Raw genomic sequence first — 26,406 nt, forward strand, 5'->3', positions numbered from 1 at the left:
GGGCCGCGCGGGGACGCGAGCGCGCCGCGGCGGCTCAGCCGGTCGGCTCCAGCTCAGGCGGCAGGGGCCGGCTGTGGACGATGTCCAGGCCGGAGACCGCCCGGGTCAGCACCACGTACAGCCGGTGCAGGCCGCGCTTCTCGGCTGCCGCGATCTCGGCCGGTTCGACCACTACCACGTGGTCGTATTCCAGGCCCTTGGCGAGCGTGGCGGGCAGCACCGTGAGCCGCTCCCCGACGGCCGGGCCGAGGTCCGCCGCGGCGAGGGCGGCGCTCAGTGCGGGCACGTCGCGGTCGGCGGCGATCACCCCGACCGAACCCTCCCGGCCCAGCGCCGACCGCACCGCGTCGGTCACCGCACCGGCGAGCTCGTGCGGCCCGAGGGCCCAGTGGTAGGTCAACTGCCCGTCCCTGCGCAGGGATTGACCCGACGGTACGTCCACGTCGAGGGCGGGGAGCAGTTGGTTGGCCAGTTCCACGATCGCGGCGGGCACCCGGAACCCTGTCGTGAGCGGGACGACCACGGCGTGCGGCTTGCCCAGATGGGCGAGCTGCCCGGCCCATTCCCGGGCAGCCCAGGGCGTAGTGCCCTGGGCCAGGTCACCGAGCACCGTCAGGGAACCGAACGCCGCGCGCCGGGCGATCGCCCGGCACTGCATCGGGGACAGGTCCTGTGCCTCGTCGACGACGATGTGCCCGTACCCCTCGGGGTGCTCGATCAGGCCCGCCACCTCGTCCAGCAGTACCAGATCGGCCGCCGACCACTTCGAGGACTTCCAGGAACGCGGAGGCTTCGCCCACACGAGCGCCTTCTGCTCATCGGGGTCGAGGAGGCCCTCGGCCGCGGTGGCCAGCGCGTCGGGATCGGTGAACAGCTCGGCCAGCACCTCTTCCGGCTTCACCTTCGGCCAGACCGCGTCGACGAACTCCGTCACCGGCCGCGTCCGGGTGATCTTCTGGAGCCATGTGTTGTTCATGGGTCCGGCCCGCCGTTCCGCCTGGAGCTGGATCGCCCGGACCGCCCGGCTGCGCACCCGCTCCCTCCCGATGGCGTACGGCGGCGCCTCGGCCCGCACCGCCGCGACGATCGACGCGAGCTCCGCCCTGGAGACGCGCCAGGTGTACGAACCCTCGCGCAGGGCGATGGAGTTGACGGGTTGTGCGACCCGGCCGTACAGGGCCCGGCGCAGCACCTCCGCCATCCGCACGTCGTGTTTGACGACCGCCGCCGCCGGTGCGTCGACGGCCCGCACCTCGCGGCCGCGGGTGCCGCGCACGATCTCCTCCTCGACGGTCGTCTGGCGGATGTCGCTCTCGCCGAGCGCGGGGAGGACTTCGCAGACGTAGGAGAGGAAGGTGCGGTTGGGGCCGAGCACCAGCAGACCGCGGCGCTGGATGCGCTGGGGATAGGTGTAGAGGAGGTACGCCGCGCGGTGCAGGCCGACGGCGGTCTTGCCGGTGCCGGGGGCGCCCTGGACGCAGATGGACTCGGCCAGGTCGGACCGTACGAGGTCATCCTGGTCGGGCTGGATGGTGGCCGCGATGTCGCGCATGGGCCCGACGCGGGGCCGCTCGATCTCGCCGGCGAGTATCGCGCCAACACCCCTCGCCTCCCCCGCCGTCAGGCGCTCGTCCTCCAGGCCGGTCAGGTCCTCGGCGGCCCCCGTGCTTCCCTGCGCCCAGCCGAACCTGCGCCGGACCTCCACGCCCTGCGGGTCGCGGGCACTGGCCTGGTAGAAGCAGCGGGAGACCGGGGCCCGCCAGTCGACCACGAGCGGCGGGGCCGAGGGGTGTTCGCTGATGCGGCGGCGGCCGATGTGGTAGCTCTGGCCGGCATGGTCGCCGTCGGCCGACGCGTCGAAGCCCAGTCGGCCGAAGAACAGCGGCCCCTCCGGCATCTCTCTCAACTCCTTGGCCCAGCTGCGGAGTTGGTAGCCGAGCACTTCGGCGTCGGCGCCGGAGGCGAAGGCGTTCTCGCCGATGACGACGCGGTGTCCGGCGCCTTCCGTCATCGCGGCCAGGGCGGCGCGGCAGGCGTTGTGGTAGGTCCGCTCCTGGTCCAGTGCGCGGTCGAGTGACTTCATGCAGACCAGAATAACGCAACCCGGTTACATTTTTAACTCGGTAACGAACGAGCGGTGCCGCGCTCACCCCTCGTCAGTGGCGCAGGCGGAGACGGTCAGCGCCGCGCTCCCCCGTATGCGGCGCCGAGACCCTCCGCCAGCTGCGCGAACGCCTGGTCCGCCGCCGCCAGCGACTCCCCGTACAGCGCCCGCTCGCTCTCCCCCGCCTCGATCCGGCGCCAGTTCTCCTCCGCCAGGATCCGGCGGACGGCGATGATCTGCCCGGCCGCGATTCGCGCGCCCAGCCCGCCACCGAGCTCGGCGGCCAACGCCCCCTCGGAGCGCTCCTGGTACCCGTACAAGCGGGCCACCAGGCTGGGCGTGCCGTAGAGGAGGCCGTAGTAGGCGCGCACGTGGGGGTTGTCGCAGAGCCCGGTGACCGGGTCGCGGCGCTCCAGTCCCGCCCGGAAGTGCGCGTGCAGGGCGGGCAGCGGCGCGACCCCCTCGGCCCGGCCCGCGGCGACGACGCGGGCGGCCTCGTCCTCGTGGTCGGCGAACCTGTGCAGGACGAGGTCCTCCTTGGCGGGGAAGTACCGGAACAGGGTCGGCTTGGAGATCCCGGCGGCCGCCGCGACCTCCGCGACGGAGACCTTGTCGAAGCCGCGCTCCAGGAACAGCGCGATCGCCGTCTCCGACACCGCCTGGTACGTCTGCTGCCTCTTGCGCTCCCGCAAACCCATCTCGCTACCCATGGGACGAGCCTACGTGGCCCCGCCCGCGGCGCCGCCCCGCCCGGCAGCCACGGGCTTGTCAGCGTCGTGAGACGAGCGCGCGTCGCGAAACCACGGATCGGTAGGCTCCGAGGCATGGGTGTGGACATGACGGTGTTGATCGCGGACTGGTCGTGGCTGGAGCGGGTCCCGCCCCGGGACCGTCTTCCCCGCCTGCGCGAGGCCTGGTACGCGGACGAGACGGGGCTGTGGGACTACGACGTGCCGAGCGTGGAGGGCGATTGGTCGTGGCCGCGTGGCGACAATGCTTCCTTCTTCGCCCTGTACGAGTTCCGCCGCACCCTGGGTTCGTACAAGCCGCACTTCTGGGCGGGCGAGCGGTGGGAAGCGGTCCGCGACCACGCCAAGCCGGTGATCCGGACCGACTTGGACACGCTGCTGCTCGGCCTGTTCTGGCAGGGCTCCTGCACCGGGGTCGAGCCCCCGGACCCGACCGCCGACTTCTTCGGCGACGACCCCGGGACCGCCTACGGCAAGTTGGTCTCACAGCCGCCGGACGGGGTGCGCGAACTGGCCTCGACATGGGAGCGCCTGGCCCCCCGACTCGACGCACTGCGCCCCGACTTCACGCGGCACGCCGCGAGCCCCGACGGCTGGATCCCCGATTTCGACGCGTTCGCCGGACTCCTCGAGGACTGGGGCCGCGTCCTGACCGAGGCCGCCCAACGGGGCTGGGGCGTGGTGGGACTGAAGGAGTAGGGCCGACGTCCCCGGACCCATGGCCCGCACCCCGGCGACCCGCCAGGACGGACCGGCCGGGGTTCGCCGACATCACTCAGCGGAAGTCGTGAACCATCTGAATCCTGCCGACGATGTGGACGTTGAACTCGTCGAGTTCCTCCGCCACGCGACTGCGAGCCGTCTCCAGGAGGGTCCGGTGCTGATCGGCCTCGTGCGTCCGGGGTCAGGCTGCGTCGAGTTCCGCGAGTTCCTCCTTCGTCAGCTCCAGGTCGGCTGCCGCGGCCGAGTCGCGGGCGGTCTCGGGGCGGGTCGAACCCGGGATCGGGATGACCCGCGGCGACCGGGACAACTCCCAGGCCAGGGCGACTTGTTGGGGGCTTGTGCCGTGCTCGGCGGCGACCCGGGCGAAGGCCGTGTGGGAGGAACCCAGCGCGCCCGCGCGGGAGATGCCACCCAGGGGGCTGTACGCCAGGAAGGCGATGCCCAGCTCCGTGCACAGCCGCGGCTGCGGCCCACTGTCACGTACGGCCGGGGAGAAGTTGTTCTGCACCGACACCAGCCGCTCGCCCAGGACCGCATGCGCCGCGCGCAGCTGGTCGACACTCACGTTCGAGATGCCGACCGCACGGATGCTGCCCTCTTCGTACAGCTCACGCAGAGCGCCCACCGACTCGGCGTACGGCACCTCCGGGTCCGGGGTGTGCAGTTGGTACAGGCCGATGGAGTCGCCGCCCAGGCGCCGGAGCGAGCCCTCGCAGGCGGCGCGCAAGGTCGCGGGATCGCCCTTGTAGAACCACGATCCGTCCGCCGCGCGCGCCGCCCCGCCCTTCGTGCCGACCAGCACACCCGAGGTGTCACCCCCGTACGAGGCGAGCGCGCGGGCGATCAGGGACTCGTTGTGTCCGGTCTCGGAGGCGTTGAGGCAGTACGCCATCGCCGTGTCGATGAAGGAGATCCCGGCGTCGAGCGCGGCATGCACGGTCGCGACGGCACGCTTCTCGTCCGGTCGCCCCTCGATGGACAGCGGCATCCCACCCAGTCCGATGGCGCCGACGCTCACGGTGCCGATGCGGCGACTGTGCATGTCCTACCCCCCGGGGTGGCTCGGTGCGACGCCCGCGACTCTACGCCCCGGGGCTCAATTCCACTGCCGCTGGCGGTAGTTGAGCCCCGGCGGTATCGCGTCCCGCTCAGCGTCGGTGAAGGGTTTCGAGTGCTTCCACGAGGACCCGGGGGTTGTGCTGCCCCTTGTAGACGGGCGGGGGCTGCTTGTCCAGGTTCAAGAGCCCGGCCACGGCGGTCCACGCGGTGCGTACCGAGTACTCGACCGTGAACACCACATCGTCGGGGACCTCGGCGTACTGGCCGATGAAGGCGAGGTTGGTCGACCCCTCGGGCACGACCTGGGGCCGGTCGCCTTGGGAGCGCACGAGGAACTGACTGGTGATGTACGGCATCAGCGCCGGGATGACGATCGAGTTCTCCAGGATCTGCGGGCCCTGCTCGAAGCGCAGGTGCTGGAGCACCTCGTCCAGGATCTCCGCGCCGGTGCACTGCGCCATGGTCTTCTCGACGAAGTCGCCCTTCTTGTCGGGGAACAGGGCGTAGCCCCACCAGACGAAGGTGTCGGCGGGCTGATCGCGGAAGTGCGGCTGGTGGTTGAGGACGATCGTCAGCAGCCAGCTGGAGTCCTTGAACGTGATCAGGCCGCCCTTGCCCGCCTCGCTGCCGCTGAACTCCTGCATCAGCTTGAAGAAGGTGGGGTCCTTGGTGGTCACCGTGAAGGACTCCCAGGTGGAGTCCTTCACGAAGGTGTCGAACACCGCCGGATTGCCCAGCCGGCCCGGCCGCTTGGCGGCGAGGGTCTCCCACAGCTTCCAGGAGCCGCTGGAACCGGAGGTGTCCAGGGCGGGGACGGTGTCGGTGGACCCCAGCGTGGAGTTGGCCGTCATCGAGCCGTTGGTGACCATGACCAGGTCGTCGGGGCCCACCGCGATGTCCTCGCTGCGCCCGCCTCTGGTCCAGGTGAGGGAGGTGGCGGTGAGTCCGTCCCCGTCGGCCAGCCGCACATCGGTGACCCGGGTCCCGAGCTGGAGCGTCACGCCCTGGTCGGTCAGCCACTTCAGCAGGGGGCGCACGATCGAGTCGAACTGGTTGAACCGGGTGCGGTAGATCCCCGACATGCTGTCGAACGTCTTGAAGAGATGCACGAAGCGATTCAGGTAGCGACGGAACTCGATCGCGCTGTGCCAGGGCTCGAAGGCGAACGTGGTGCACCACATCCACCAGAAGTTGATGGTGAAGAACTCCGGGCTGAAGCAGTCCGTGATCCGCTTGCCGTCCAGCTGGCGCTCGGGCGTGGCTACGCATTTCACCAGTTCCAGGCGGTCCCGCTCGGAGAAGCCCATCGAGTGCGAGGCGACCACCTTGCCGGTCGCGTCGACCAGCCGGGCGTGGTCGTCCCACGCGAAGTCGTCGTGGAAGGCGAAGGTGTCCTCCGTGACGGACTTCGACGGATCGTCCAGGGAGGGGATCGAGCTCAGCAGGTCGTAGGTGCAGTCGAAGTGGATCTCGAACATGCGGCCGCCGCGCATGGTGTAACCGGTCTCCGGCGAACCGGCCGCGTCCAGGCTTCCGCCCTCCCGGTCCTGCTCCTCGAGGAGGACGATGTCCGGTCCGGCGAACCCGCCGTCCCGAATCAGGAACGCCGCCGCCGACAGCGCCGCGATGCCACTTCCCACCAGGTACGCCTTCGCCACGATCCGCTCTCCTTCGTCAGGGCTGGGAACCCTGGTCTCCGCTCCGGTCCCGGAGCGCCCGCTCCGGCCCGGCCGGGGAGCCGAGGTTGCGACCCCCTGACCAGAGACCGGTCCCGGCTCCTGACGATAGGTGATATGCGAGGAATGCGCCCTTCGGTCTCTGTGTGCGGACCGCCCCTCGCGGGTCCCGGCCCTTGGGCAGAGACGCCGGAGAGACATGCCGGGCCGGTCGCGTCCCTGCCTCGCCCGCCGAGCCTGGGCGAAAACCCGCTGCGTACGAGCCCATTGGCCCTCCTATACTCGTGCGAGCTCAAGGAAGACCGGAGGTGGGGGCAGTGAAGCTTGCGGAGGCGCTGGCCGAACGCGCGGAGGCTACGCGTCGCGTGGAGCAGCTGCGGGCGCGCGTCGTCAGCAGTGCGCGGTACCAGGAGGGGGAGACTCCCGCCGAGGACGCCGCTCAGCTGCTGGCCGAGGTCGGCGAGGTGCTGGGCGGGCTCGAAGCACTCATCCGGCGGATCAACCGGACCAACGCCGCCGTGGACATGGGCCCCGACGGCACCCTCACCGACGCGCTCGCGCGCCGGGACGTCCTGCGGTTGCGACACGCGGTGATCACCGCGGCGGCGGACGCGGCGGCTGGTTCGGGCGAGCGCGGCTACGGCCGACAGCTCCGGTCCGAACTGGTGATGCTCGCCGCGCTCCCGGTCGCGGAACTGCGCGCCCAGGCCGACGCCATCGCCCGGGAGATCCGCGAGGTCGATGTGCGGATCCAGCGCACGAACTGGGAGGCGGACCTCCTGGACTGACCGGGTCCGGCGGACCGGAACGATGTGGAGCAGGTAGCTGCTCCGGAGGCGTGCACACACCGGGAGTCGGCGGTTTCCGGCTCACTTCTTGGCGCGTGGAGAGCAACGCGGGGTTCGACTCCCCATCAACAGCGCAGCTCAGCACGGCGTACAGGTAAAGGTGCACAGCGCACAGCACATCACCACGTGCAGATCCGGAGCGGCGAGGGCGGGTTCGGGGCTTTCCACATCATTTGCAGGTCACACCAGGCGCTGCCCGGCGATCATCCGTCGGGCTCGCTGCCGCCTCCGTGTACGCACGGAAAACCGCCTCCGTGCGCAAGGCCCGGCGGTGCCCTGGCGGCGTCGGCGCCACCCCCGCCGTCGCGGCCCGCGCGGTCGGTGTGCCTCGTCAGATGCGCCAGGCGCGGATCCGGTCGGCGGCCTGATAGACGCTCACCTTCCCGGCCTGGATGTCGCGTACGAGATCCACCATCGCGCCGTACGGCGGGTCGATGCCCTCTCCGGACGCGTACATGTAGGCGGCCGTCACCTGGCAGGCGTAGAGGCTGTTGCGGTGCGGCAGCGGTTGCAGGCGCACCAGGGTGTGCAGCAGGGCCGCCGCGCGCCAGGAGGGTTCCGGGTCGGCGGTGGCGGGGCGGGGGATGCGGGTCTTGTGGCGGGCGACGGCGGCGACCAGGGCAGAGTAGTCGGCGACGCTCACGTCTTCCGGGACAGCCTGCTCCTGGACGTCCAGGAGCCACGGGACGTCGATGTAGAGGACCATCAGGCGGCGTCCACCCCCTCACTGCGCGCGCTTGGCGGCGCCTCGTCGGGGAAGGCCTCGTCGAACTCGGCGCGCTGCTGTTCTCCCCAGGAGAGCGCGTAGCGGACGAACTGCAGGCGCTGCTGCTCGCGCAGGGGCAGGTCGTGGACGTACTGCTTGAGGGATTTTCCGTCGGCGGCCGCGGCGGCCCGGACCGCTTCCAGCTCCTCGTCGGTGAAGGTGATGTTCAAGGACGGCATGGTTCGATGGTACCTAGTTGGTACCTGCTCGGCTATGGGCCGGGGCGAAGTGCCTGTTCTCGCAGGTCATAGGCGTATGCGAGGGCCGGGCACGCCCGGGAGACCGAGCGGGGCGGGGGCGGGCCCGGCCGGTCGGTCACATCTGCGCGGCGCGATCCGTCAAGGCGGTGGAAGCACGATGCGAACCACTGAGGAGATGGTCATGGAAACTCGCTCGATCACCGCGGAAGTACCGATGGAGCCGCGCATGTCCGAGGACCCCGCACAGCTCGTTCCCGAGCTGGCTCAGGTGTCGGCGGCCCTGTTCAAGGTCACCGGCAACGGCTCGGTGCCCCGTTCCACCATCAGTCTGGTCCAGCTGCGTGCGGGGCAGATTGTCGGCAGCACCTATCTGACCGTGCTCCACACGGGCTTCCTGCGCAAGGCCGGGGAGTCGCAGGAGCGGATCACCTCGGTGGCGTCCTGGCAGGATTCGCCCTACTTCACCGCCGCCGAACGCGCGGCGCTGGCGCTCGTGGAGGCGGTGCTCCAGCCCGCCGGCCACGGCGAGCGCGTCCCGGACGAGCTCTACGCCCGGGCGGCCGAGCACTACGAGCCCAAGGCGCTGGCCACCTTGATGTTCGCGATCGGACAGGTCAACTTCTTCATCGCCGTGGCCCTCATCGCCAAGCCGGTGCCTGGCCGGTCGTTCACCGATCCCTGGAACTGACGCGTCGCCCGAGCGGACGCCCCGGCTCCCTCATGGTGTGCTGCCATGAGGGAGCCGGGGCGTGCGCGCCCGAACCGGTCGGCGCGGTAGCGGGTGTCGTGCGGGCGTGAGGTGGTCAGACGGCCGGGAGAGTGGTGGCGTCCGGGGTGGTGTCGCGGGCCGGCGCCATGGTCGTGCGGGGCCGCCGGTCGGGTGCGCGCAACAGTACGGCCGCCACGGCGAAGGCCGCGGCGAGCAGCCCGGCGCCGACCGCGAAGGCGAGGTGGTAGCCGCCGGTCAGCGCCTCCGACCGGCTTCTTCCGTGAGCGAGCAGGGTGTTGGTGCGGGACGCGGCCAGCGTGGACAGCACCGCCACCCCCAGGGCCATGCCGATCTGCTGGGTGGTGTTGAAGACGCCCGAGGCGAGCCCCGAGTCCTCCTCGCCCGCGCCGGACATGCCGAGCGTGGTCAGCGCGGGCAGGGCGAGACCGAAACCGGCCGCGAGCAGCATCACCGGCAGGAGGTCCCTGACGTAGTCGGCGTGTACGGGGACCCGGGCGAGCAGTCCGAGAACGCCGACCAGCAGAGCGATTCCGGTGAGCAGCACCGGGCGTTCGCCGAAGCGTGCGTTGAGGCGGGCGGAGACGCCGAGGGACACCGCGCCGATGATGCCCGCGGCAGGGAGCATGGCAAGGCCGGTCCGGGTCGCGTCGTACCCGAGCACCCGCTGCAGGTAGAAGGCGACGAGGATCTGGAAGGAGAACAGCGCGGCCACCATGAGCATTTGGACCAGGTTGGCCCCCGAGACGCTGCGCGAACGGAAGATCCGCAGCGGCATGAGCGGGGTCCTCGCGGTGGCCTGGCGCGCGAGGAACGCGGCGAGCAGTACGGCGGCGAGCATGCTCAGAACGAGCGTGCGGGCCGAAGTCCAGCCGTACTCCTCGGCCTTGACGATGGCGTAGATACCGACCATCAGGCCCGCGGTGACGAGCAGCGCACCGAGGGCGTCGGCTCCGGCCTTGAGGCCGAGTCCCCGGTCGGCGGGCAGCACCCGGCGCGCGAGGGTGAGGACCGCGAGCCCGAACGGCAGGTTGATGAAGAAGATCCAGTGCCAGCTCAGGGCGTCGGTGAGGACGCCGCCGAGCACCTGCCCGATGGAGGCTCCGGCCGCTCCGGTGAAGCTGAACACGGCGATGGCCCGGGCGCGTTGACGTGGTTCGGTGAACAGCGTCACCAGGATGCCGAGGCCGACCGACGAGGCCATCGCGCTGCCGACGCCCTGCAGGAACCGGGCGGCGAGCAGCACCGCGGGGGAGGTGGCCACGCCTGCGAGGAGCGAGGCCGCGGTGAACACCGCCGTGCCGGACAGGAACATCCGCCGCCGCCCCACCAGGTCGCCGAGCCTGCCGGAGAGCAGCAGCAGACTACCGAACGCGATCAGGTACGCGTTGACGACCCAGCCGAGCCCCGCGGGCGAGAAGCCGAGGTCGTTCTGGATGGCCGGCATGGCCACGGTCACGATGCTGCCGTCGAGGACGACCATCAGCAGACTCGTGGCGATGACGCCGAGGGCGAGCCACTGCGAGCGGGGTCTTCTGGATGAAGGAGCGGAAGTGGCAGACATGCGGTCTCTCCTGTCCGTTGGCGACAGGTGAGACACTAACAGATAGTTTTGTTGTAGACGATTTACTTCGGTCTGACTTCTCTCTCGGTCACTTCGCCCCCTGCCGGGCCCGGCGCGCCGGGCGGGGTGACTCCGCCGGAACGGCCAAGTGCCCCTCGACGAGCCCGTTCAGGGCGCGCAGGAGCACGCTCCGGTCCCCCTCGGAGAGACTCGCCAAAGCCTCCGCGTGCACACCGTCGACGATCTTCTGACTGCGGCGCGCGACCCGGGCCCCCTCCTCGGTGACGGCGATGATGCGCGCCCGGCGGTCCGTGCTGGACGGACGGCGTTCGGCGAGCCCCGCCGCCTCGAGGGCGTCGACCGTCACCACCATCGTGGTCTTGTCCATGTCCCCGAGCTCGGCGAGCTGGGCCTGGGTCCGCTCCTCCCCCAGCGCGTGCACCAGCACGCAGTGCATGCGCGCCGTCAGCCCGATCTCGTCGAGCGCCGCCGCCATGCGGGTGCGCAGCACGTGGCTGGTGTGGTCCAGAAGGAAGGAGAGATCGGGGGCGGTGCGGGCGGGCGCCATGGCAGTCATGTCCGCCAGAGTAGCAATTTCGTTCCGTGACAGATCATCCGGAAAGGGCTGTTCCGCGGGCGGGCTCGGCCGTCCCGCACGGTGCGGGGCGACGAACCGGGACCACGCCGCGCGGGCCTCTACATCACCGGGTTCTCGATCAGGGTCACGCGGTTCCCGTCGGGGTCATGGACGGCGGCGAACCGCACCTGCTGGGAACCGGGCTGAACCTCCCCGACGACGATGCCCCGCCCCGCCAGCTCCGAGATCGCCCGGTCGAGATCGTCGACCACCAGGTTGAGCAGGGTCGACCCGGCGTGCTGCGGCGACTGGAAGACCGACACCCAGCCCGATGGGGCGACGTGCCAGTCCGCGAGCCCCGGCATCGGCCTCTTGTCGGCGGGCCTCCCCAGAAGTCGCTCGTACCAGGCCACCGCGGGTTCCATCTCACTCACGGGCGCGACCGCGAGAACGTGGGTGAAAGCCATGTCCGGACATCCTTTCCCTGCGTTGTCACACCAGGACCCGCCGAAGCACCACCGGCCAGGTCCGGGAGACGAGTGCCACGCGTTCCCGCGTGCTCTTCTGACGACTCCACCCGTCGCGGAAACTCATCGCACGGCGGGGGGGGTCGCAGGGCGGAGATGGCTCTTCGTACCGTGGCAGACCGGCGCCCGCCGGTCGACGCATAGGGTCTCTGTCATGATCAGTGACTGGCGTGCGGACCGGATCGGAAGCGCTCTGCGCGGTGAGAACCCAACGGTGCTGCGGCGGTTGGGGGCAGGGTTCGCCGCGATCGGAGACGTGCAGTTCCTGCCCGGCTACTCCGTTCTGCTGGTGGACGATCCACAAGTGGAGCGGCTGTCCGACCTCCCCCGCGCCAAGCGGTTGGCCTTCCTCTCCGACATGGACGTGCTCGGCGAGGCCGTCGAGCGGGCCTGTCGACGGCTCGATCCGGCGTTCCGTCGGGTGAACCTGGAGATCCTGGGCAACACGGACGGGTTCCTGCACGCCCACGTATGGCCACGCTTCGCATGGGAGCCGGACGACCTGGTACGCGTGCCGGTCTGGCTCTACCCCCATGGGCACTGGACGGACGAGCGTCATGCCCTGGCGCCACGGCACGACGCGCTCCGGCTGGAGATCTCCGCGGAGCTGGACCGGCTGACCGCGCAGGCCTGACGGCGTCCGGGTGACGGGCACGGTCGTGCCCGCCCCGGCGCGCGCGTGAACGAGCGGGGGCCGCCCGCGCCCCTGGGCGGAATGCGCTTGTCCGCCGGTCTCGCGCCGCACTACCTTGCGGGCGTGGAACTCTTCTCGCTCGCCTGGGCCGCGTTGCGCACCACGGTCGCCGACCTGCCGGACCGGGAATTCCAGCAGCCGTCCGGGTGTGCGGGCTGGCTCGTACGGGACCTCGTGTGCCATCTCGTCATCGATGCGCAGGACGTGCTGATCACCCTGGTCACCCCCACCCGGGCGGAACCCACCGTGGACGCGGTGACCTACTGGAACGTCTCGCACCAACCGCCTGCCGGCGACGACCCGCTCGACGCGCTGATCGTCCGGCTGGCCACCGCGTACGAGGATCCGCGTCTGCTCAAGTTCCACTTGGACGACGTCGGCTCCGCCGCCGGACGGGCCGCCGAACTCGCCGACCCCACGGCCCGGGTCAGCACCCAGGACCAGGTGCTCACGGTGGGCGACTTCCTCACCGCGTACGTCCTGGAATGGACGCTGCACCACCTCGACCTCGTCGCCTGCCTCCCCGGGGCTCCCGGTCCGCCCGCCGAAGGCCTGGCCCGGTCCCGCGCGATGCTGGAATCCATCGCGGGTGCCCCCTTCCCGGCCTCGTTCACCGACACCGACGCCCTGCTCATCGGCACCGGACGCCGGACACCGACCGACGCGGAGCGGGCCGAACTCGGTTCGCTGGCCGCCGCGTTGCCGTTCGTCGTCGGCTGACGTCACGCCGCCGAGGACTCTCCCAGCCTGGTTCCCGCGGCCTTCCCGCCGAGTCGCGCAACCGCGTCCTTGCGCGGGACCGTGGCGGCGCCCCGCGCTCGCCCGCCCGCGCGACGGCCGCCACGACCGGCACCCGTCCCCGGACTTGGCCCCCGCCGTAACGCGATATAACGTAAGTTCATTCGCAGGCGTCGAGGCGCCGCCCACGAGATCGGGATGGGGACATGTCGGGACAGACGCCGCCCACGGATCAGCCGAACGAAGCCGGTGGGCCGCCGCCCCTCAGGGCATCGCACGCCGACCGCGACCGGACCGTGGACATGCTGCGCGTCGCGGCCGGGGACGGCCTCCTCGATGCGGCCGAACTCGACCAGCGCCTGGAGGTCGCGCTGACCGCCCGCACCCTGGACCAACTGGCCGGCCTCACCGCCGACCTGCCACCCCTGACGGCCGCTGACGGGCCCGCGGTGGAGGCGAAGGACGTCGTACGGATCGAGCAACAGGCCGGTTCGGTCCGCCGCGAAGGCCGTTGGGTGGTGCCGCGGCGGATGGAGCTCCAGGTGTCCTGGTGCGATGTGACGCTGGACTTCACCGATGCGGTGATCACGCGGGACACCCTGGACATCGAGATGAACATGCGCGGCGGAACCCTGCTCCTGGTGACCGGGCCGGGCGTCGTGGTGAACACCGACTCCCTGTCGATGAACTTCTCCAAGGGCGCGGTCCCCGCCGCCGGGGATCCCGCGACGCCGCCCAGGCTCCGGGTGGAGCTGACCGGCGGCTTCGCCTACGGCCGGATCAAGGTGCGGACGCCCCGAAGGACCTTCGGGCAGTGGCTGCTCCGCAGACCCGTCTGATGGCCAACGCCGACCGCACGGACGAAGGGACACGAGGAGAGTGTCTGAAGCACGGCTGATACACATCCGCGCGGTGGTCGAAGCCTCGCGCTGACCAGCTGGAAGCCGTCCTTGCGAAGACTGGTGGACGTACCCGGGTCCGGTGTACGAGTCCTGACTTCGGGAGGCGGCCGACATGTCCACAGGTGCGAAGCGATCCATGGATGCCCCGCTTGACGGCGCTCCCTCCGTCGCGGACCCCACGAACCCACCCCCTCCGGGCGGCGCCCCAGGGCAAGGCGACCCATCTCGGCGGGGCGCCCTGTGGCGGCCCGCCACATGGGGGCGAGGCACATGGCGGGAGGGCACATGGCGGCGAGGGCGACTCATAGCCGGCTGCGCGCTGCTCTGCGCTCTGATCATGGCCCGCAACGACTTCGTTCCGAACGGCGTCGGCAACCTCGGCAGCCTGGCGCAGACGCTGCTGCCCTGGACGGGGCTGAGCGTGCTGATCCTGCTGGCGCTCGCGGTCGCCCGCCGCTCCGCACTCGGCACAGTCGCTGTCCTCGTCCCCGCCCTCGTCTGGTGTGCGCTGTTCGCCGGAACCCTCGTGGACAAGGGCTCGGGCGGCGGGAACCTGACCGTGGTCAGCCACAACGTGGACGAGGAGAACACCGACCCCGGCAGGACCGCCCGGGCCCTGGCCGCCTCGGGCGCCGACGTACTGGCACTGGAGGAGTTGCCCCGCCGGGCCACCGCGCGATCCACGTACGAACAGGAACTGGCCGCGGTCTACCCCTACTCGGCCGTGCGCGGCAGCGTCGGAGTGTGGAGCAAGCACCCGCTCACGGCGGTCGAGCCGCTGGAGATCATGCCCTGGACGCGGGCGCTGCGTGCCACGGTCGCCACGCCCGAGGGGCCCGTCGCCCTCTATGCCGCGCACCTCGCCTCGGTCCGGGTCCTGCCGACGTCCGGTTTCGCCACCGCGAGGCGCAACGAGTCGGCCGCGAAGCTGGCCGCGGCCGTGCGGGCCGAACCGCTGCCCCGGGTCCTCGTGGTGGGCGACTTCAACGGTTCGGCCGACGACTCGGCGCTGGACCCGCTGACCGGGCCGCTGCGTTCCGCGCAGCGGGAGGCGGGCAGCGGGTTCGGCTTCACCTGGCCCGCCGCCTTCCCACTGGTCCGCCTCGACCAGATCATGGTGAAGGGGATCACCCCGGCCTCCTCGTGGACCCTGCCGGACACCGGCAGCGACCACCTGCCCGTGGCGGCATCCCTGCGTATCTGACGACCCGTCGCCTGACGGCCCCGCCCGGCTCCCGGTCGCCAGGACATCCCCTGACTACGATTCGATCATCAACCGGCACGAATGCTGCGAAGAAGGTGACCCCTTGCCTGGACCCGTGGTCCCGGACCCGGTCAGGGTGCTGGTCGTCGAGGACGACGCCGTCATCCGGCGCTCCGTCCAACTGGCCCTGGAGCGCTACGGGTACGAGGTGTCGGTCGCGGGCGACGGGCTCGACGGCCTGGAGGCCCACCGGGCCGGGAAGCACGATCTGCTGATCGTGGACGTGATGCTGCCGGGACTGGACGGCATCGGGCTGTGCCGGCGCATCCGCGAGGAGAGCCTCGTCCCGATCCTGATGATGTCCGCCCGCGGCGACGCCCTCGACGTGGTGGCCGGACTGGAGGCCGGGGCCGACGACTATGTGGTCAAGCCCGTCGACATCGGCATCCTGGTGGCCCGCATCCGGACCCTGCTGCGGCGCGCCACCTTCGTCCCGGCTCCGGCGGAGGCGGCCGGTGGGCCCGGGCCGGAGGAAACGCCCGGCCTGCTCGTGTTCGGCGACCTGAGCATCGACACGCTCGGTCTCGGGGTGCGCCGGGGCGGTGCGCCCGTCCCGCTGACGCCCACGGAGCTGCGGCTGCTCCTGGCCTTCGCGGAGAACCCGGGCGTCGTGCTCGACCGGCGGCGCCTGCTGCGCGAGGTGTGGGACTACGGCTGGGAAGGCGACACCCGGGTCGTCGACCTCTGCGTGGTGCGGCTGCGCAAGAAGATCGGCGCCGACCGCGTGGAGACCGTGCGCGGTTTCGGCTACAAGCTCGTGCGGACCTGAGACGCCGGTCATGGGATTCCTCAACCCCCGCGCCTTGCGCTGGAAGATCGCCGCACTGGCCGCGGCCGCCTGCTGCGCCGTCGCCGCCGTCATCGGTGTCCTCGTCCACAACGCGACCGCGGAGCACGGGCGCCGGGCGGGAGAGGACCGGTCGGCCGCTCAACTGCGCTCCGCGGAACAGGAGTTCAGCCGTACCGGCACGAGGCCCGCGGCCGCCGACCTCGGGCCGGAGCGGGAGCTTCCGGCGCCCCTGCGGGACAAGCTGGCCGCCACGCACCCGTCTGACGCGTACGCCCTCTGGTACGACCAGCGGCCGCCGAACTGGTACTGGATGTGGGCCGCCGTACGGGTCGACGGCCAAGTCCTCTCCGTGCGGACGGACATGAGCGCCGAGGTGCGCAGCCTTCAGCTCCTGGACCGCAGCATCGTCAAGGCCGTCCTGCTCGCCCTCGTCTTCGTCGTGCCGCTCGCCGCGCTCGCCACCGAGCCGGTCAACCGGCGGCTGCGCCACGGCGCCCGCACCGCGCGCCGGATCGCCGACGGGGACCTGGACGCGCGCATCGAGCCCTCCGGCCGGGCGCGTGACGAGATCACCGAGATGTCCGCCGCCATGGACGCGATGGCCGCCACCCTCCAGCGGAGGCTGGAGTCGGAGAAGCGGTTCACCGCCGACGTCGCCCACGAGCTGCGCACCCCCATGATGGGCCTGGTCACCGCCGCGGGGCTGCTCCCGGGTCACGACGAGGCGGCGGACCTGGTCCGCGAGGAGGTGGCGAGGCTGCGCGGTCTGATCGACGACCTCCTGGAGATCTCCCGCCTCGACGCGGGAGCCGAGGAGGCCCGGTACGACGCGGTCCCGCTGGGCGAGTTGGTCACGGATGTGGTCCGCCGCGGCGGGACCGGCGCCGAGGTGCGGTTCGAGGCCCCGGGCGTCGTGGAGACCGATCCGCGCCGGGTGGAGCGGATCGTCACCAACCTCGTGGCCAACGCGCACCGGCACGGCGCGGCCCCCGTCGTGGTCACGGTCGCCGGGAGCCGGATCAGTGTGCGCGACCACGGTCCGGGGTTCCCCGCCGACCTGCTCGCCCACGGACCCCAGCGCTTCCGCACCGAGTCGGCCGAACGCGGTCACGGACACGGCCTCGGCCTGACCATCGCGGTCGGCCAGTCCGCGGTCCTCGGCGCCCGGCTGACGTTCGCCAACGCGCCGGAGGGCGGCGCGCTCGCCACCCTCGAACTCGCGGACGCGCCCTGAGAGTTCAGGCCAGCTTGGGCAGCAACAGCTCGATGTCCTGGGCGGACAGCTCGATCCCGAAGATGTCGGTGAGCACCTTGGGCACCTCGTGCGGCTCCAGCTCCCGGCTCTCGGGCGGCCCCGGCACGCCCGGCCTGACCGTGGTCAGGGTGCGGTGGTCCAGCAGGTGCAGCCGGTCGGGGTGGATGCGCTGCAGGAAGACGCGGTCGCTGAAGGCCGAGCGGGGGTGGGAGGCACCGAAGTGGTTGGAGACCTGGAGGTCGACCGGGTACTGGCGGTGGAGCGTGAAGGTGTGCCGGACCATCCACCCGTCGGCGGTGACCTCGGTGTGCGCGTCCGGCGACTCGCGCTTGCCCGCGGGCTGGTAGAGCGCCCACCCCTCCTCGCCCGGGGAGACCTCCTGCCGCCTCAGCCGGTACTCCCACACCCCGTCGGACACATCCGTCGCGTCGGTCAGCTCGATGAGGTCGAGCGGGCTCGATCCGAAGCCGATGTCGCTCAGCCAGCGCTTTCCCTCCAGCTCGACGATCACCATGGCATGCGTCTCGGGTCTGATCCTGGTCGACCCCATCCGGACCCGGCCCTGGACGACGAAGAACGAGAACCCGAGACGTTCCAGGGCCGCCGCGTAGAGGGTGACGTGCTCGAAGCAGGTGCCGCCGCGCGGGTTGGCGACCAACTTGGCCTGGACGGAGGGGAGGTCGAGCGGCCGGTGTTTGCGGAGCACGGCTTCCAGGTTCTCCCACCGTACGGAGAGCACATGGGCCCGGTGCAGCGCGCGCAGCGTCGCCAGGGAGGGGGTGAGGTCCCCCGCGTAACCGAGGTGCGCCAGATAGGCGTCGAGGTCGAGGGCGTCGCCGTTCCACATGGGGAGCGTCTCCTTGGTGTTGTCACGTCACGTACCGCGTTAAGCGATCTTCGCGGGGGTGCTATTCCACCCGGGCCATGATCCATCGCTTCCGGTCGGTGCCGGTGGGGGGCGGCCGGCGTTCCTCGTGACCGGCCCTGACGCGGGCACAGCCGGGTGTGCGAGACTTCCGGCCACTTCGTGAAGGGGGGCGCGATGAGCGGCGGCGAAAAGACGCGCGGCGGGAAACGGCCGGCTGCGGCGGTACGGGGGCTCGGGCCGCGCGGCATGGCCCTGGCGTGGGCCGTCGTCGTGGTGGTGGCCACGGTGAGCACCCTCGGCCCCGCGCTGCTCGACTTCGGCCTGGGGGTCGTTTTCGGCCTCATCATGTTGATCGTCCTCTACGCCTGGGTGTTGCGCCACATCGCCTTCGGCAGCAGACCCGTACCGCGCTGGGCCCGGGTGACGTACTGGGTCGGCGGCGCCCTGATGGTCGTCGGCGCGGTGCACGCGCCGGACGCCTTCTTGGCCCTCACCGGCAAGCAGGGGACGGCCACCATCGCGTACGCGTCGACGGAGACCGGGTCGCACGGCACGAAGTACCTCCAGTGCTGGGTCGACCTGCCGGACGGCAACACCGAGAAACTCCCCAGGACCGGCGCGTGTCCCGCTCCCCGAGGGGCGGCCCGGACCGTGGTCTATTCGCCGGGCGGCGTCGTGGCCCCGCTCCTCACGGCGAAGAGCGGCCTGCTGTGGTGGTGGGCGGCCGGCTTCCAGCTCGCGGGCCTCGCGATGCTGACCACCACCGCCGTTCTGACGGTCCACGACCCCGTCCGGGAGCGGCAGTTGGGGCGGGTGTCCACGGGACAGGCCAGGAAGCGGAGGCCCCAGGGGCCCTCGCGGTACCGGCGCGGCCACTGACGGAGCGCGCCTGGAGCGAGCCGGCCACACCAGGGAGGGGAAGCCCGGCGCGGCCCGACCCGCACGTTCAGCGTGCGCCTCACTTCCCCCGCTGCCAAGGGGTGTTGACGACAACGCGTAAGGAAAATCCTGCGGTATGGGACAGGAATGAGGCAGTCTGAAGGGTGGGGCGCATGTGACTACGCACCGCGACCGGCGCGGCTGCCCTTATGGACCCCCACCCATGATCATTTATCAAAACGCCTGGTCCGGAAGCTTGGCCGGGGGGTCATGGTGGCCACGTGGAGCGACTGGCAGGCTCCCGGACATGAAGGTCCTTCCGCGGCTCCATAAAGCCGTCCTGTTGAACTCGGCGCTCGGTGTAGTGCTCATCGCGGCCGTGGGCGGTGCTTACGCGGTGGTGAACTCCGGCGACACCTCCCGCCCCACGCGCACCGACACCCGTACGGCCGCCGTCTCCACGGGAAAGGTGCAGGCGACCGTCACCGGGGCCGGGCTGCTCACCTCGCCGAGCGACGCCGGGGTCAACTTCACCACCGGCGGGCAGCTGACCGAGGTCGAGGTCAAGGCCGGTGACAAGGTCACCAAGGGCCAGGTGCTCGCGAAGGTCGACGACACCGCGCCGCGCCAGGCGCTCGCCCAGGCCAAGACGGCGCTGGTGGCCGCCAAGGCGAACCTCGGCAGGGTGCAGGAGGGCCAGCCGGCCAGCCCACCGGCCGGTTCCGGCGGCAACCCGTCGGGCGCACCGAGCCACGCTCCGAGCCCGTCCGCGTCGGGCTCGACCACGCCCAGCCCGACCGCGAAGCCTTCGGATTCGCCCACCGCCACTCCCTCGCAGTCCACGAAGGCCGGGACCATCGCCGGGATATCGATGCGGAACGCCTCCTACGTCGGCGTGGTGCCCGTCGCCAACCCGTCCGTGGACCCCAACCTCCTCATCCAGGCCCAGGCACAGGTCTCCCAGGCGCAGAGTGCGCTGGACACCGCGCAGCGCACGCTCGACGGCACGGTGCTGACCGCGCCGGTCGACGGCACGGTCGCCTCGGTGGCCGCCTCGGTCGGCCAGACGGTGACCGGCACGACCTACGCCGCCGGACCGGGCACCACGGCGGGTACGGCACCGGCCCCCGCCGTCACGGGCGGCACCTCCGCCGCGCCGACCGGCTTCATCGTGCTCACCAACCCGACCGGGATGCAGGTCAAGGCCAATGTCTCGGAGGCCGACGCGCTCCGGCTCAAGCCCGGCCAGAACGCCACCGTGACCCTGACCGCGCAGTCGACCACCGTGCTCAACGCGAAGGTCCTCTCGGTCAGCACGCTCGCGGTCAACGGGGGTGTCGGCGCCGGGGCGCAGTACCCCGTGACGCTCGACCTCATGGGCCCGACGAAGGACCTGCACACCGGGCAGGGCGTCACCGTCCAGATCGTCGCGGGCGAGGCGTCCGACGCCCTGTTCGTGCCGACCGCGGCGTTGAGCGGCACCGGCACCAAGCGCATGGTCACCGTGGTCGCGCAGGACGGCACCGCGCACCCCGCGGAGGTGACGGTGGGCGTCGAGAGCGACACCAACACCCAGATCACCAGCGGTCTGACGCAGGGTCAGAAGGTGCGGATCACCACCGTGGCTCCCTGAGCCCACGGTGACCCGGCCCGGCCGGACGCGCCGGCCACGGCCCCGCGCGCCGGATCCACCGGGCCGTCACGGCCGCACCGCCCCCGCACCCACCAGGACAAGGGAGTACCCAAGACATGGTCCGAGACCGTGACGCGTTCACGAAGCCCGACGGCCAGGACCCCGCACCGGACGCCCCGGCGTCCGCCACCCCGCCCGTCCTCAACGCGGTGCCCGCCGGGGCGCCCGAGCCGACGGCCGCGGGCACCCAGCAGCTGCGGACCGCCCACGTCGTGGCGACACCGCCCGCACCGGACACCGAGACGAAGCGAGGCGGCACGCCGTGGCGCGAACTGCCGTGGCTGACGCTGCTCCTGGCCGTCGGCATCGTCGCGGCGCTGGCCTTCATCGCGGGTGTCCTGGTGGAGAAGCACCACCTCCAGTAGCGGGCGCGGCCGGTCAGGGGGCGATGGGCAGCCGGCGCTTGTGCTCGGTGAGGCGGTAGCGGTTGACGATCGTCTCGAAGGCCCGCGCGTCCACCGGCTTGCCCTCCAGGAAGTCGTCGATGTCGTCGTAGGTGACACCGAGGGCGTCCTCGTCGGCCTTGCCCGGGTCGAGGGTCTCCAGGTCGGCGGTGGGGGTCTTCCACACCAGTTCGGCGGGGGCGCCCAGGGCGTCCGCGACGGCTCGCACCCGCCGCTTGGTCAGACCCGTCAGCGGTACCAGGTCGGCCGCGCCGTCACCGAACTTGGTGAAGAACCCGGAGACCGCCTCGGCCGCGTGGTCGGTGCCGACCACCAGCCCGTTGTGCGCCCCGGCGACCGCGTACTGGGCGATCATGCGCTGGCGGGCCTTGATGTTGCCGTGCACGAAGTCCTGGTGGCCCTCGTCGCGGAAGCCCACCCCGGCGGCCAGCGCCGCCTGGAGCGCGGCGTCGCTCGCGGGCCTGATGTCCACGGTCAGCACGTGATCGGCGCGGATGAAGGCCAGCGCGACCTGGGCGTCGCGCTCGTCGGCCTGGACGCCGTAGGGCAGTCGCATCGCGTAGAACCGCGCCTCGTGTCCGGCGGCCCTGGCCCGCTCCACGGCGAGCTGGCACAGCCGGCCGGCCGTGGTGGAGTCGACACCGCCGCTGATGCCGAGGACGAGGGAGCGCAGACCGGTGGAGGTCAGCCGCTCGGCGAGGAAGGCCACCCGGCGCTCGATCTCCCGCTCGGCCTCGAAGATCTCGGCGACCTCCAGCTCCCGGGCGATCTCCTGCTGCAGGGCTATGGACGCCGACTCGCTCACGTCTGCTCCTTGTTCCGGTTTCACGGTGTTCATGCGGTGGATGTGCTGTCACGCCCACCCTAACCAAGCCGGTCCGGCGCGCCGGGCCCGGACCGATGTGCGCGAGTACACGGATCCCTCGCCGTACGCGCGCTCAGCCCTCGGCGTGGACCGTCCGCCTCTTCTTCAGGACGGCCGCGATCCTCCGGCACCAGTCCCGGTGCTCCTGCTCGAAGGCCAGGCCGCGCAGGCACGTCAGATAGGGGCCGACGCGCTCGCCGTGGAGCAGGAACTCCTCCTCGCTCGCCTCCCCTCTCAACTGCCGCAGCAGCGCGCCGAGCAGCTCGATCTTGGCATCGGCCGCGGCCGCCCGCTCCTCGAGCTGTTCGATCACCGGGGCGGTGCCGATGCGGTCGGCGGTCTGGACCTTGACGAGCAGGTCGTCGCGGATGAAGGACGGCTTCGAGGCGGTGGCGGCGAAGTGCTCCAGCTCGGCGCGGCCCGCCTCGGTGACCCGGAAGAGCCGCTTGTTGGGACGGGTCTCCTGGACCACCTGGCGCCCGGCGACGAGCCCGTCCTTCTCCAGTTTGGTGAGCTCGGCGTAGAGCTGCTGGGGCAGGGCGTGCCAGAAGTTCGCGACGCCGATGTCGAACGCCTTGGCCAGTTGGTAGCCGCTGTACTCGCCGTCGAGCAGCGCGGCGAGCACGGCATGTCGCAGGGCCATCGCGGCTCCCCCTTCCCTTTCCTCGCCCTCCGCTGCATCATACTCAAGGAATTGACTAGTCAGATTATTGAGTATGAGGAGGGGTTGTCATGGAGACCGCCGATCGCTTCCGCGAGGCCGTGGAGAAGCGTGATCTCGCCGCGTTCGAGGACTTGTTCACCGAGGACGTCCGGCTGTACAGCCCGGTGAAGTTCGTCCCGTTCGAGGGCAGGCCCATGGTGCTCGGGCTCTTCGGAGTCCTGCTCCGCGTCTTCGAGGACCTGCGCTACATCGGGCGGTTCGAGGGCACGGCCGAGACCAGCACCGACGGCGAAGAGGCCCCGTCCGTGGTCCTGCCGTTCCGGGCCACCGTGGACGGCAAGCAGATCCACGGCATCGACCTGCTCCAGTTCGACGACGCGGGCCTGATCAAGGAGTTCACGGTGATGGTCCGCCCGCAGTCCGCCGTGCAGGCACTGGGCCAGGCGGTGCTGGCAGGGCTGGTGGCCGACGGACTCGCCCCCGCGCCCGCCGACCATTGACCGGCGCGGCCCGGCCCCGCTATCCGGTCAGGGTCTGAGTGCCCAGGACCGCGAGGAGTTCGAGGCGCTCGGCGTCCTGGCTGCCGGGTTCGGCCGTGTAGATCATGATGCGGAGGTCGCTGCCCGCGACGCTCAGCAGGTCGCAGTCCAGGGTCACGGCCCCCACCTCGGGGTGGTCGACGGTCTTGCGGGACGCCTCGTGGTGGCCCACCGCTCCGCCGTCCCACAGCTCGGCGAACCGGTCGCTGTGCGCCCGCAGGTCGGCCACCAGCCGCCGAAGCCGCCGGTCCGCGGGATACCGCCGCAGCGCCGTACGCAGGTCGGCGACCACCGCGCTCTGCAGCGCGGCGCGTGACTGCGAGGAGTGGCGGACCCGGCCGCCCGGGCCGACGAAGGCGCGCCACGCGCCGTTGCGGTCCCGCCCCTGCCGCTCCCCCATCAGCGCCGTGTACAGCGGGTTGGCGAGCAGCAGCGTCCACGAGGCGTCGGAGACGGCGACGGGCGTGCCGCCCAGCCGGTCCAGCATCCGGTGCACGCTCGGCGTGATGTACGCGGGCACCGTGCCCTGCCCGGGCGGCACGAGCCCCGCGGCGTGGAACAGGTGCTCGCGTTCGGCGGCCGACAGCCGCAGCGCCCTCCCGAGGGCCTCGACGACCTGCTCCGACGGGTTGGCCGCCCGGCCCTGTTCCAGCCGGGTCACATAGTCGACCGAGATCCCCGCGAGCATCGCCAGCTCCTCGCGGCGCAGCCCGGCCGCGCGCCGATGCCCGCCGGTGGGCAGCCCGGCCGCCTCCGGGGCGACCCGGTCGCGCCAGTGCCGCACCATCCGTCCGAACTCCGTGCTCGCCATGCCCCCCACTGTGCACCGTCGCCCGGGCGTCGTCCTGGTACTGGCAGTCCCAGGAAGCGGGGACTCCTGGCTGCCACCCGCCGCGCGCCGTCAGCATGGAGCCATGACCACCACACTGATCACCGGAGCGAACAAGGGTCTCGGTTTCGAGACCGCCCGGCGCCTCGTCGCCGCGGGCCACACCGTCTACCTCGGCAGCCGCGACGAGGAACGCGGCCGGCTCGCCGCCGAGCGGCTCGGCGCGCGGACCGTACGGCTCGACGTCACCGACGACGCGTCGGTGCGGGCCGCGGTCGCGGTCATCGAGGCCGACGGCGGTCTCGACGTCCTCGTCAACAACGCGGGGATCGAGGTCCGGGAGGCCGGGAACGCCGTGGTCGGGGCGGCCGACGCGACCGCCGACCACATGCGGCAGGTATTCGAGACCAACGTCTTCGGCACCGTCCGCGTCACCCACGCCTTCCTCCCGCTGCTGCGGCGTTCGGCCGCCCCCGTCATCGTGAACGTGAGCAGCGGCCTGGCCTCCCTCACCCAGGTCACCGACCCGTCCACACCGGCGTACGGATACCCGGGCGTCGCCTACCCGGCGTCGAAGACCGCGCTCAACATGATCACCGTGCAGTACGCGAAGGCGTTCCCGGCCCTGCGGATCAACGCGGTGGAGCCCGGCTTCACCAGGACCGATCTGAACGGCAACACCGGCGTCCAGACCGTCGAGCAGGGCGCCGACATCATCGTCCGCATGGCCCAGACCGGTCCCGACGGCCCCACCGGCGGCTACTTCGACGCCAACGGCCCGCTCCCCTGGTAGTCCGCCCGTGCCGGGCGCCGGGACGCGGCCGTCGCAATGCCCGCGTCGAGATGCCGGAGGGAGGGAGCTGTACGAGGGTGGGTACGCGGTCAGGCTGCTGGCCGTCCGGACCGAGGAGCCCGTGAACCATGGAAACCAGACACGGCCGAAGTGAAGGCGGCCCGGGGCCTCGCGCCCAGGCCGCTCGCCCGGGTGCGACCGACTCACGTGTGACGCTGCGGGTCAACGACGCCGACCACACCGTCGAGCTGGAGCACTGCACCACCCTTCTGGAGGTTCTGCGCGACAGCCTGGGCCTGACCGGTTCGAAGAAGAGGTGCGACGACGGCCGGTGCGGGGCGTGCACGGTGCTGCTGGACGGTCGGCGGGTCAACAGCTGTCTGCTCCTGGCCGTTGCGCAGGAAGGACGAGAGGTCGTCACCGTGGAGGGACTCGCGGCCACCTCGGGAGCGCACCGCGACCTCCATCCCCTGCGGCGGCCCGCCGTCGACCGGGACGCCTTCCAGTGCGGCTACTGCACCCCCGACACCCCCGCCGGCGCCGGGATGGGCCAGCCCCCCGTCGTCACCGAGATGGAACTCCCCGAGGACCTCCCGGTACAACTCAGCGCCGCCGAGATCCGGGAGCAGCTGAGCGGCAACCTGTGCCGGTGCGGGGCGTACCCGAGCAGGGCCGCGGAGACACAGGACGTGATCACATGAAGCCGGTCGCCTATGTGTGCGCCCGGAACGTGGCGGAGGCGGCCGCCGCGCACGGCGGCCGTCCCGAAGCCCGCTATCTGGGCGGCGGCACCAACCTCGTGGACCTGATGCGGACCGGCGTCGAACGGCCCGACGTGCTCGTCGACATCACCCGGCTGCCCTTCGACCGCATCGAGGAGGAGGCGGACGGCTCGATACGGGTCGGGGCCACGGTACGCAACAGCGATCTGGCCACCCATCCGGCCGTCGCCGAGCGCTACCCCGTGCTGGCACAGGCGCTGCTGAGCGGGGCCTCGGGTCAGCTGCGCAACATGGCGACCACGGCGGGCAACCTCCTCCAGCGCACGCGGTGCGGCTACTTCCAGGACCTGTCCAGGCCCTGCAACAAGCGGGTTCCCGGCAGCGGCTGCGGTGCGCTGGAGGGCGTCAACCGCGAGCACGCGATCCTCGGCCACTCCCCCCACTGCGTGGCGACCCACCCCTCCGACCTGGCCGTGGCGCTGGCGGCACTCGACGCCCTGGTCGAGCTGGTGGGCCCCGGCGGAGCGCGGAGCGTCCCGGTGACCGAGTTCCACCGGCTGCCGCAGGACCGGCCCGAGCAGGACACGGTGATCCGGCCCGGCGAGCTCGTCACGGGCGTACTGCTGCCCCCGGTTGCGGCGGGCACCGTCTCCCGTTACCGCAAGGCGCGCGACCGGGCGTCGTACACCTTCGCGCTGGCGTCGGTCGCCGCCGTGGTGCGGCTGGACCACGGGGTGGTGCGGCACATCGCCGTCGCGTTCGGCGGCCTGGCACACCGGCCGTGGCGGGCCCGCGAGACCGAGGCCGCGCTGCTGGGCACCAAACCGGGCCCCGAGGCCGTCGAGCAGGCGGTGGAGGCGGAGCTGGCCCACGCCGTTCCGCTGCGGCACAACGGCTACAAGGTGGAGCTCGCCCGGGGCCTGGCCCAGGAGGTGCTCGGCTCACTGGCCACCGCGGGCCGCGGGACCTGAACGGCGCCGGGACGGA

Annotated in this window: 29 protein-coding genes; 16 read left to right on the top strand and 13 right to left on the bottom strand. The window is 71.6% G+C overall.

The genetic code is table 11. The annotated features are described in order from the left end of the window. Nucleotides 1-34: 34 nt before the first annotated feature. Both DT019_RS01150 and DT019_RS01155 read right to left on the bottom strand, forming a co-directional pair. Nucleotides 35-2,083, bottom strand: coding sequence for a HelD family protein (locus tag DT019_RS01150; RefSeq protein ID WP_114034642.1), 2,049 nt, complete (start codon nucleotides 2,081-2,083; stop codon nucleotides 35-37). Between the two features lie 95 nt (nucleotides 2,084-2,178). Then, nucleotides 2,179-2,814, bottom strand: coding sequence for a TetR/AcrR family transcriptional regulator (locus tag DT019_RS01155; protein WP_114034643.1), 636 nt, complete (start codon nucleotides 2,812-2,814; stop codon nucleotides 2,179-2,181). Between the two features lie 114 nt (nucleotides 2,815-2,928). Here DT019_RS01155 and DT019_RS01160 point away from each other — a divergent pair, with 114 nt between their 5' ends. Beyond that, complete coding sequence (locus DT019_RS01160; RefSeq protein WP_114034644.1) at nucleotides 2,929-3,552, top strand: hypothetical protein; 624 nt, start codon at nucleotides 2,929-2,931, stop codon at nucleotides 3,550-3,552. 205 nt (nucleotides 3,553-3,757) lie between these two features. Here the strand turns inward: DT019_RS01160 and DT019_RS01165 are convergent, their stop codons facing one another. Next, nucleotides 3,758-4,618, bottom strand: coding sequence for an aldo/keto reductase (locus DT019_RS01165; RefSeq protein ID WP_114034645.1), 861 nt, complete (start codon nucleotides 4,616-4,618; stop codon nucleotides 3,758-3,760). Between the two features lie 106 nt (nucleotides 4,619-4,724). Beyond that, a complete protein-coding gene (locus tag DT019_RS01170; RefSeq protein WP_114034646.1) occupies nucleotides 4,725-6,293 on the bottom strand; it encodes an oleate hydratase in 1,569 nt (522 codons plus the stop codon). A 335-nt stretch (nucleotides 6,294-6,628) separates the two neighbouring features. On the opposite strand from DT019_RS01170, the gene DT019_RS01175 reads away from it, so the two are divergent. Continuing rightward, nucleotides 6,629-7,099: a DIP1984 family protein gene (locus DT019_RS01175; protein ID WP_114034647.1), complete on the top strand. Its 471-nt coding sequence runs from the start codon at nucleotides 6,629-6,631 to the stop codon at nucleotides 7,097-7,099. A 391-nt stretch (nucleotides 7,100-7,490) separates the two neighbouring features. On the opposite strand, the gene DT019_RS01180 is transcribed toward DT019_RS01175, so the two are convergent. Both DT019_RS01180 and DT019_RS01185 read right to left on the bottom strand, forming a co-directional pair. Next, nucleotides 7,491-7,865, bottom strand: coding sequence for a toxin Doc (locus tag DT019_RS01180; protein ID WP_114034648.1), 375 nt, complete (start codon nucleotides 7,863-7,865; stop codon nucleotides 7,491-7,493). Then, a complete protein-coding gene (locus tag DT019_RS01185; protein ID WP_114034649.1) occupies nucleotides 7,865-8,104 on the bottom strand; it encodes a hypothetical protein in 240 nt (79 codons plus the stop codon). Before DT019_RS01185 ends, DT019_RS01180 begins: the two co-directional genes overlap by 1 nt. A gap of 202 nt (nucleotides 8,105-8,306) precedes the next feature. On the opposite strand from DT019_RS01185, the gene DT019_RS01190 reads away from it, so the two are divergent. Continuing rightward, nucleotides 8,307-8,813 (top strand): carboxymuconolactone decarboxylase family protein, encoded by a 507-nt coding sequence (locus DT019_RS01190; protein ID WP_114034650.1) that lies wholly within the window; start codon nucleotides 8,307-8,309, stop codon nucleotides 8,811-8,813. Between the two features lie 115 nt (nucleotides 8,814-8,928). On the opposite strand, the gene DT019_RS01195 is transcribed toward DT019_RS01190, so the two are convergent. The 3 genes from DT019_RS01195 to DT019_RS01205 form a co-directional block, all read right to left on the bottom strand. Further along, the gene (locus DT019_RS01195; protein ID WP_114034651.1) at nucleotides 8,929-10,416 is read right to left on the bottom strand and encodes an MFS transporter; all 1,488 of its coding nucleotides are present in this window, start codon (nucleotides 10,414-10,416) and stop codon (nucleotides 8,929-8,931) included. 88 nt (nucleotides 10,417-10,504) lie between these two features. Continuing rightward, nucleotides 10,505-10,993 (bottom strand): MarR family winged helix-turn-helix transcriptional regulator, encoded by a 489-nt coding sequence (locus tag DT019_RS01200; RefSeq protein WP_114034652.1) that lies wholly within the window; start codon nucleotides 10,991-10,993, stop codon nucleotides 10,505-10,507. Between the two features lie 119 nt (nucleotides 10,994-11,112). Beyond that, the gene (locus DT019_RS01205; RefSeq protein WP_114034653.1) at nucleotides 11,113-11,460 is read right to left on the bottom strand and encodes a VOC family protein; all 348 of its coding nucleotides are present in this window, start codon (nucleotides 11,458-11,460) and stop codon (nucleotides 11,113-11,115) included. Nucleotides 11,461-11,674: 214 nt separating this feature from the next. Between DT019_RS01205 and DT019_RS01210 the strand changes: the two genes are divergently transcribed. The 6 genes from DT019_RS01210 (at nucleotide 11,675) to DT019_RS01235 (ending at nucleotide 17,142) form a co-directional block, all read left to right on the top strand. Continuing rightward, complete coding sequence (locus DT019_RS01210; RefSeq protein ID WP_114034654.1) at nucleotides 11,675-12,154, top strand: diadenosine tetraphosphate hydrolase; 480 nt, start codon at nucleotides 11,675-11,677, stop codon at nucleotides 12,152-12,154. A gap of 123 nt (nucleotides 12,155-12,277) precedes the next feature. Continuing rightward, on the top strand, nucleotides 12,278-12,934 hold the full coding sequence (locus DT019_RS01215; protein WP_114035267.1) for a maleylpyruvate isomerase N-terminal domain-containing protein: 657 nt from the start codon (nucleotides 12,278-12,280) through the stop codon (nucleotides 12,932-12,934). 224 nt (nucleotides 12,935-13,158) lie between these two features. Beyond that, nucleotides 13,159-13,791: a DUF1707 domain-containing protein gene (locus DT019_RS01220; protein ID WP_114034655.1), complete on the top strand. Its 633-nt coding sequence runs from the start codon at nucleotides 13,159-13,161 to the stop codon at nucleotides 13,789-13,791. Nucleotides 13,792-13,990: 199 nt separating this feature from the next. Beyond that, nucleotides 13,991-15,058, top strand: coding sequence for an endonuclease/exonuclease/phosphatase family protein (locus tag DT019_RS01225; RefSeq protein ID WP_114034656.1), 1,068 nt, complete (start codon nucleotides 13,991-13,993; stop codon nucleotides 15,056-15,058). 103 nt (nucleotides 15,059-15,161) lie between these two features. Next, complete coding sequence (cseB, locus tag DT019_RS01230; RefSeq protein ID WP_114034657.1) at nucleotides 15,162-15,887, top strand: two-component system response regulator CseB; 726 nt, start codon at nucleotides 15,162-15,164, stop codon at nucleotides 15,885-15,887. Between the two features lie 10 nt (nucleotides 15,888-15,897). Beyond that, nucleotides 15,898-17,142, top strand: a complete 1,245-nt coding sequence (locus DT019_RS01235; RefSeq protein WP_114034658.1) for a sensor histidine kinase — start codon at nucleotides 15,898-15,900, stop codon at nucleotides 17,140-17,142. 4 nt (nucleotides 17,143-17,146) lie between these two features. On the opposite strand, the gene DT019_RS01240 is transcribed toward DT019_RS01235, so the two are convergent. Further along, on the bottom strand, nucleotides 17,147-18,010 hold the full coding sequence (locus tag DT019_RS01240; protein ID WP_114034659.1) for an arylamine N-acetyltransferase family protein: 864 nt from the start codon (nucleotides 18,008-18,010) through the stop codon (nucleotides 17,147-17,149). A gap of 195 nt (nucleotides 18,011-18,205) precedes the next feature. Here DT019_RS01240 and DT019_RS01245 point away from each other — a divergent pair, with 195 nt between their 5' ends. The 3 genes from DT019_RS01245 to DT019_RS01255 all read left to right on the top strand — a co-directional run bounded on the left by DT019_RS01245 (nucleotide 18,206) and on the right by DT019_RS01255 (nucleotide 20,968). Further along, on the top strand, nucleotides 18,206-18,910 hold the full coding sequence (locus DT019_RS01245; protein ID WP_114034660.1) for a hypothetical protein: 705 nt from the start codon (nucleotides 18,206-18,208) through the stop codon (nucleotides 18,908-18,910). A gap of 307 nt (nucleotides 18,911-19,217) precedes the next feature. Beyond that, on the top strand, nucleotides 19,218-20,543 hold the full coding sequence (locus DT019_RS01250) for an efflux RND transporter periplasmic adaptor subunit (RefSeq protein ID WP_189389019.1): 1,326 nt from the start codon (nucleotides 19,218-19,220) through the stop codon (nucleotides 20,541-20,543). Between the two features lie 116 nt (nucleotides 20,544-20,659). Beyond that, a complete protein-coding gene (locus DT019_RS01255; RefSeq protein ID WP_114034662.1) occupies nucleotides 20,660-20,968 on the top strand; it encodes a hypothetical protein in 309 nt (102 codons plus the stop codon). 13 nt (nucleotides 20,969-20,981) lie between these two features. On the opposite strand, the gene nadE is transcribed toward DT019_RS01255, so the two are convergent. Both nadE and DT019_RS01265 read right to left on the bottom strand, forming a co-directional pair. Next, a complete protein-coding gene (gene nadE / locus DT019_RS01260) occupies nucleotides 20,982-21,812 on the bottom strand; it encodes an ammonia-dependent NAD(+) synthetase (RefSeq protein ID WP_114034663.1) in 831 nt (276 codons plus the stop codon). Nucleotides 21,813-21,945: 133 nt separating this feature from the next. Beyond that, a complete protein-coding gene (locus DT019_RS01265; RefSeq protein ID WP_114034664.1) occupies nucleotides 21,946-22,515 on the bottom strand; it encodes a PadR family transcriptional regulator in 570 nt (189 codons plus the stop codon). Nucleotides 22,516-22,604: 89 nt separating this feature from the next. Between DT019_RS01265 and DT019_RS01270 the strand changes: the two genes are divergently transcribed. After that, nucleotides 22,605-23,036 carry a nuclear transport factor 2 family protein gene (locus DT019_RS01270; RefSeq protein ID WP_114034665.1) on the top strand — a complete coding sequence of 144 codons (432 nt, stop codon included), beginning with the start codon at nucleotides 22,605-22,607 and terminating at the stop codon, nucleotides 23,034-23,036. A gap of 19 nt (nucleotides 23,037-23,055) precedes the next feature. Here the strand turns inward: DT019_RS01270 and DT019_RS01275 are convergent, their stop codons facing one another. Next, nucleotides 23,056-23,886, bottom strand: coding sequence for a helix-turn-helix transcriptional regulator (locus DT019_RS01275; RefSeq protein ID WP_114034666.1), 831 nt, complete (start codon nucleotides 23,884-23,886; stop codon nucleotides 23,056-23,058). Nucleotides 23,887-23,989: 103 nt separating this feature from the next. Here DT019_RS01275 and DT019_RS01280 point away from each other — a divergent pair, with 103 nt between their 5' ends. The 3 genes from DT019_RS01280 (at nucleotide 23,990) to DT019_RS01290 (ending at nucleotide 26,390) form a co-directional block, all read left to right on the top strand. Then, entirely contained in the window at nucleotides 23,990-24,697 is a 708-nt protein-coding gene (locus DT019_RS01280; protein ID WP_114034667.1) for an SDR family NAD(P)-dependent oxidoreductase, read from the top strand. Between the two features lie 209 nt (nucleotides 24,698-24,906). Next, nucleotides 24,907-25,398: a (2Fe-2S)-binding protein gene (locus DT019_RS01285; protein WP_223279244.1), complete on the top strand. Its 492-nt coding sequence runs from the start codon at nucleotides 24,907-24,909 to the stop codon at nucleotides 25,396-25,398. Then, complete coding sequence (locus tag DT019_RS01290; RefSeq protein WP_114034669.1) at nucleotides 25,395-26,390, top strand: FAD binding domain-containing protein; 996 nt, start codon at nucleotides 25,395-25,397, stop codon at nucleotides 26,388-26,390. The genes DT019_RS01285 and DT019_RS01290 overlap by 4 nt, the downstream gene beginning before the upstream one ends. Nucleotides 26,391-26,406: the final 16 nt, after the last annotated feature.

This window comes from Streptomyces sp. SDr-06 (genome assembly GCF_003324565.1).
Taxonomy (GTDB): Bacteria; Actinomycetota; Actinomycetes; order Streptomycetales; family Streptomycetaceae; genus Streptomyces.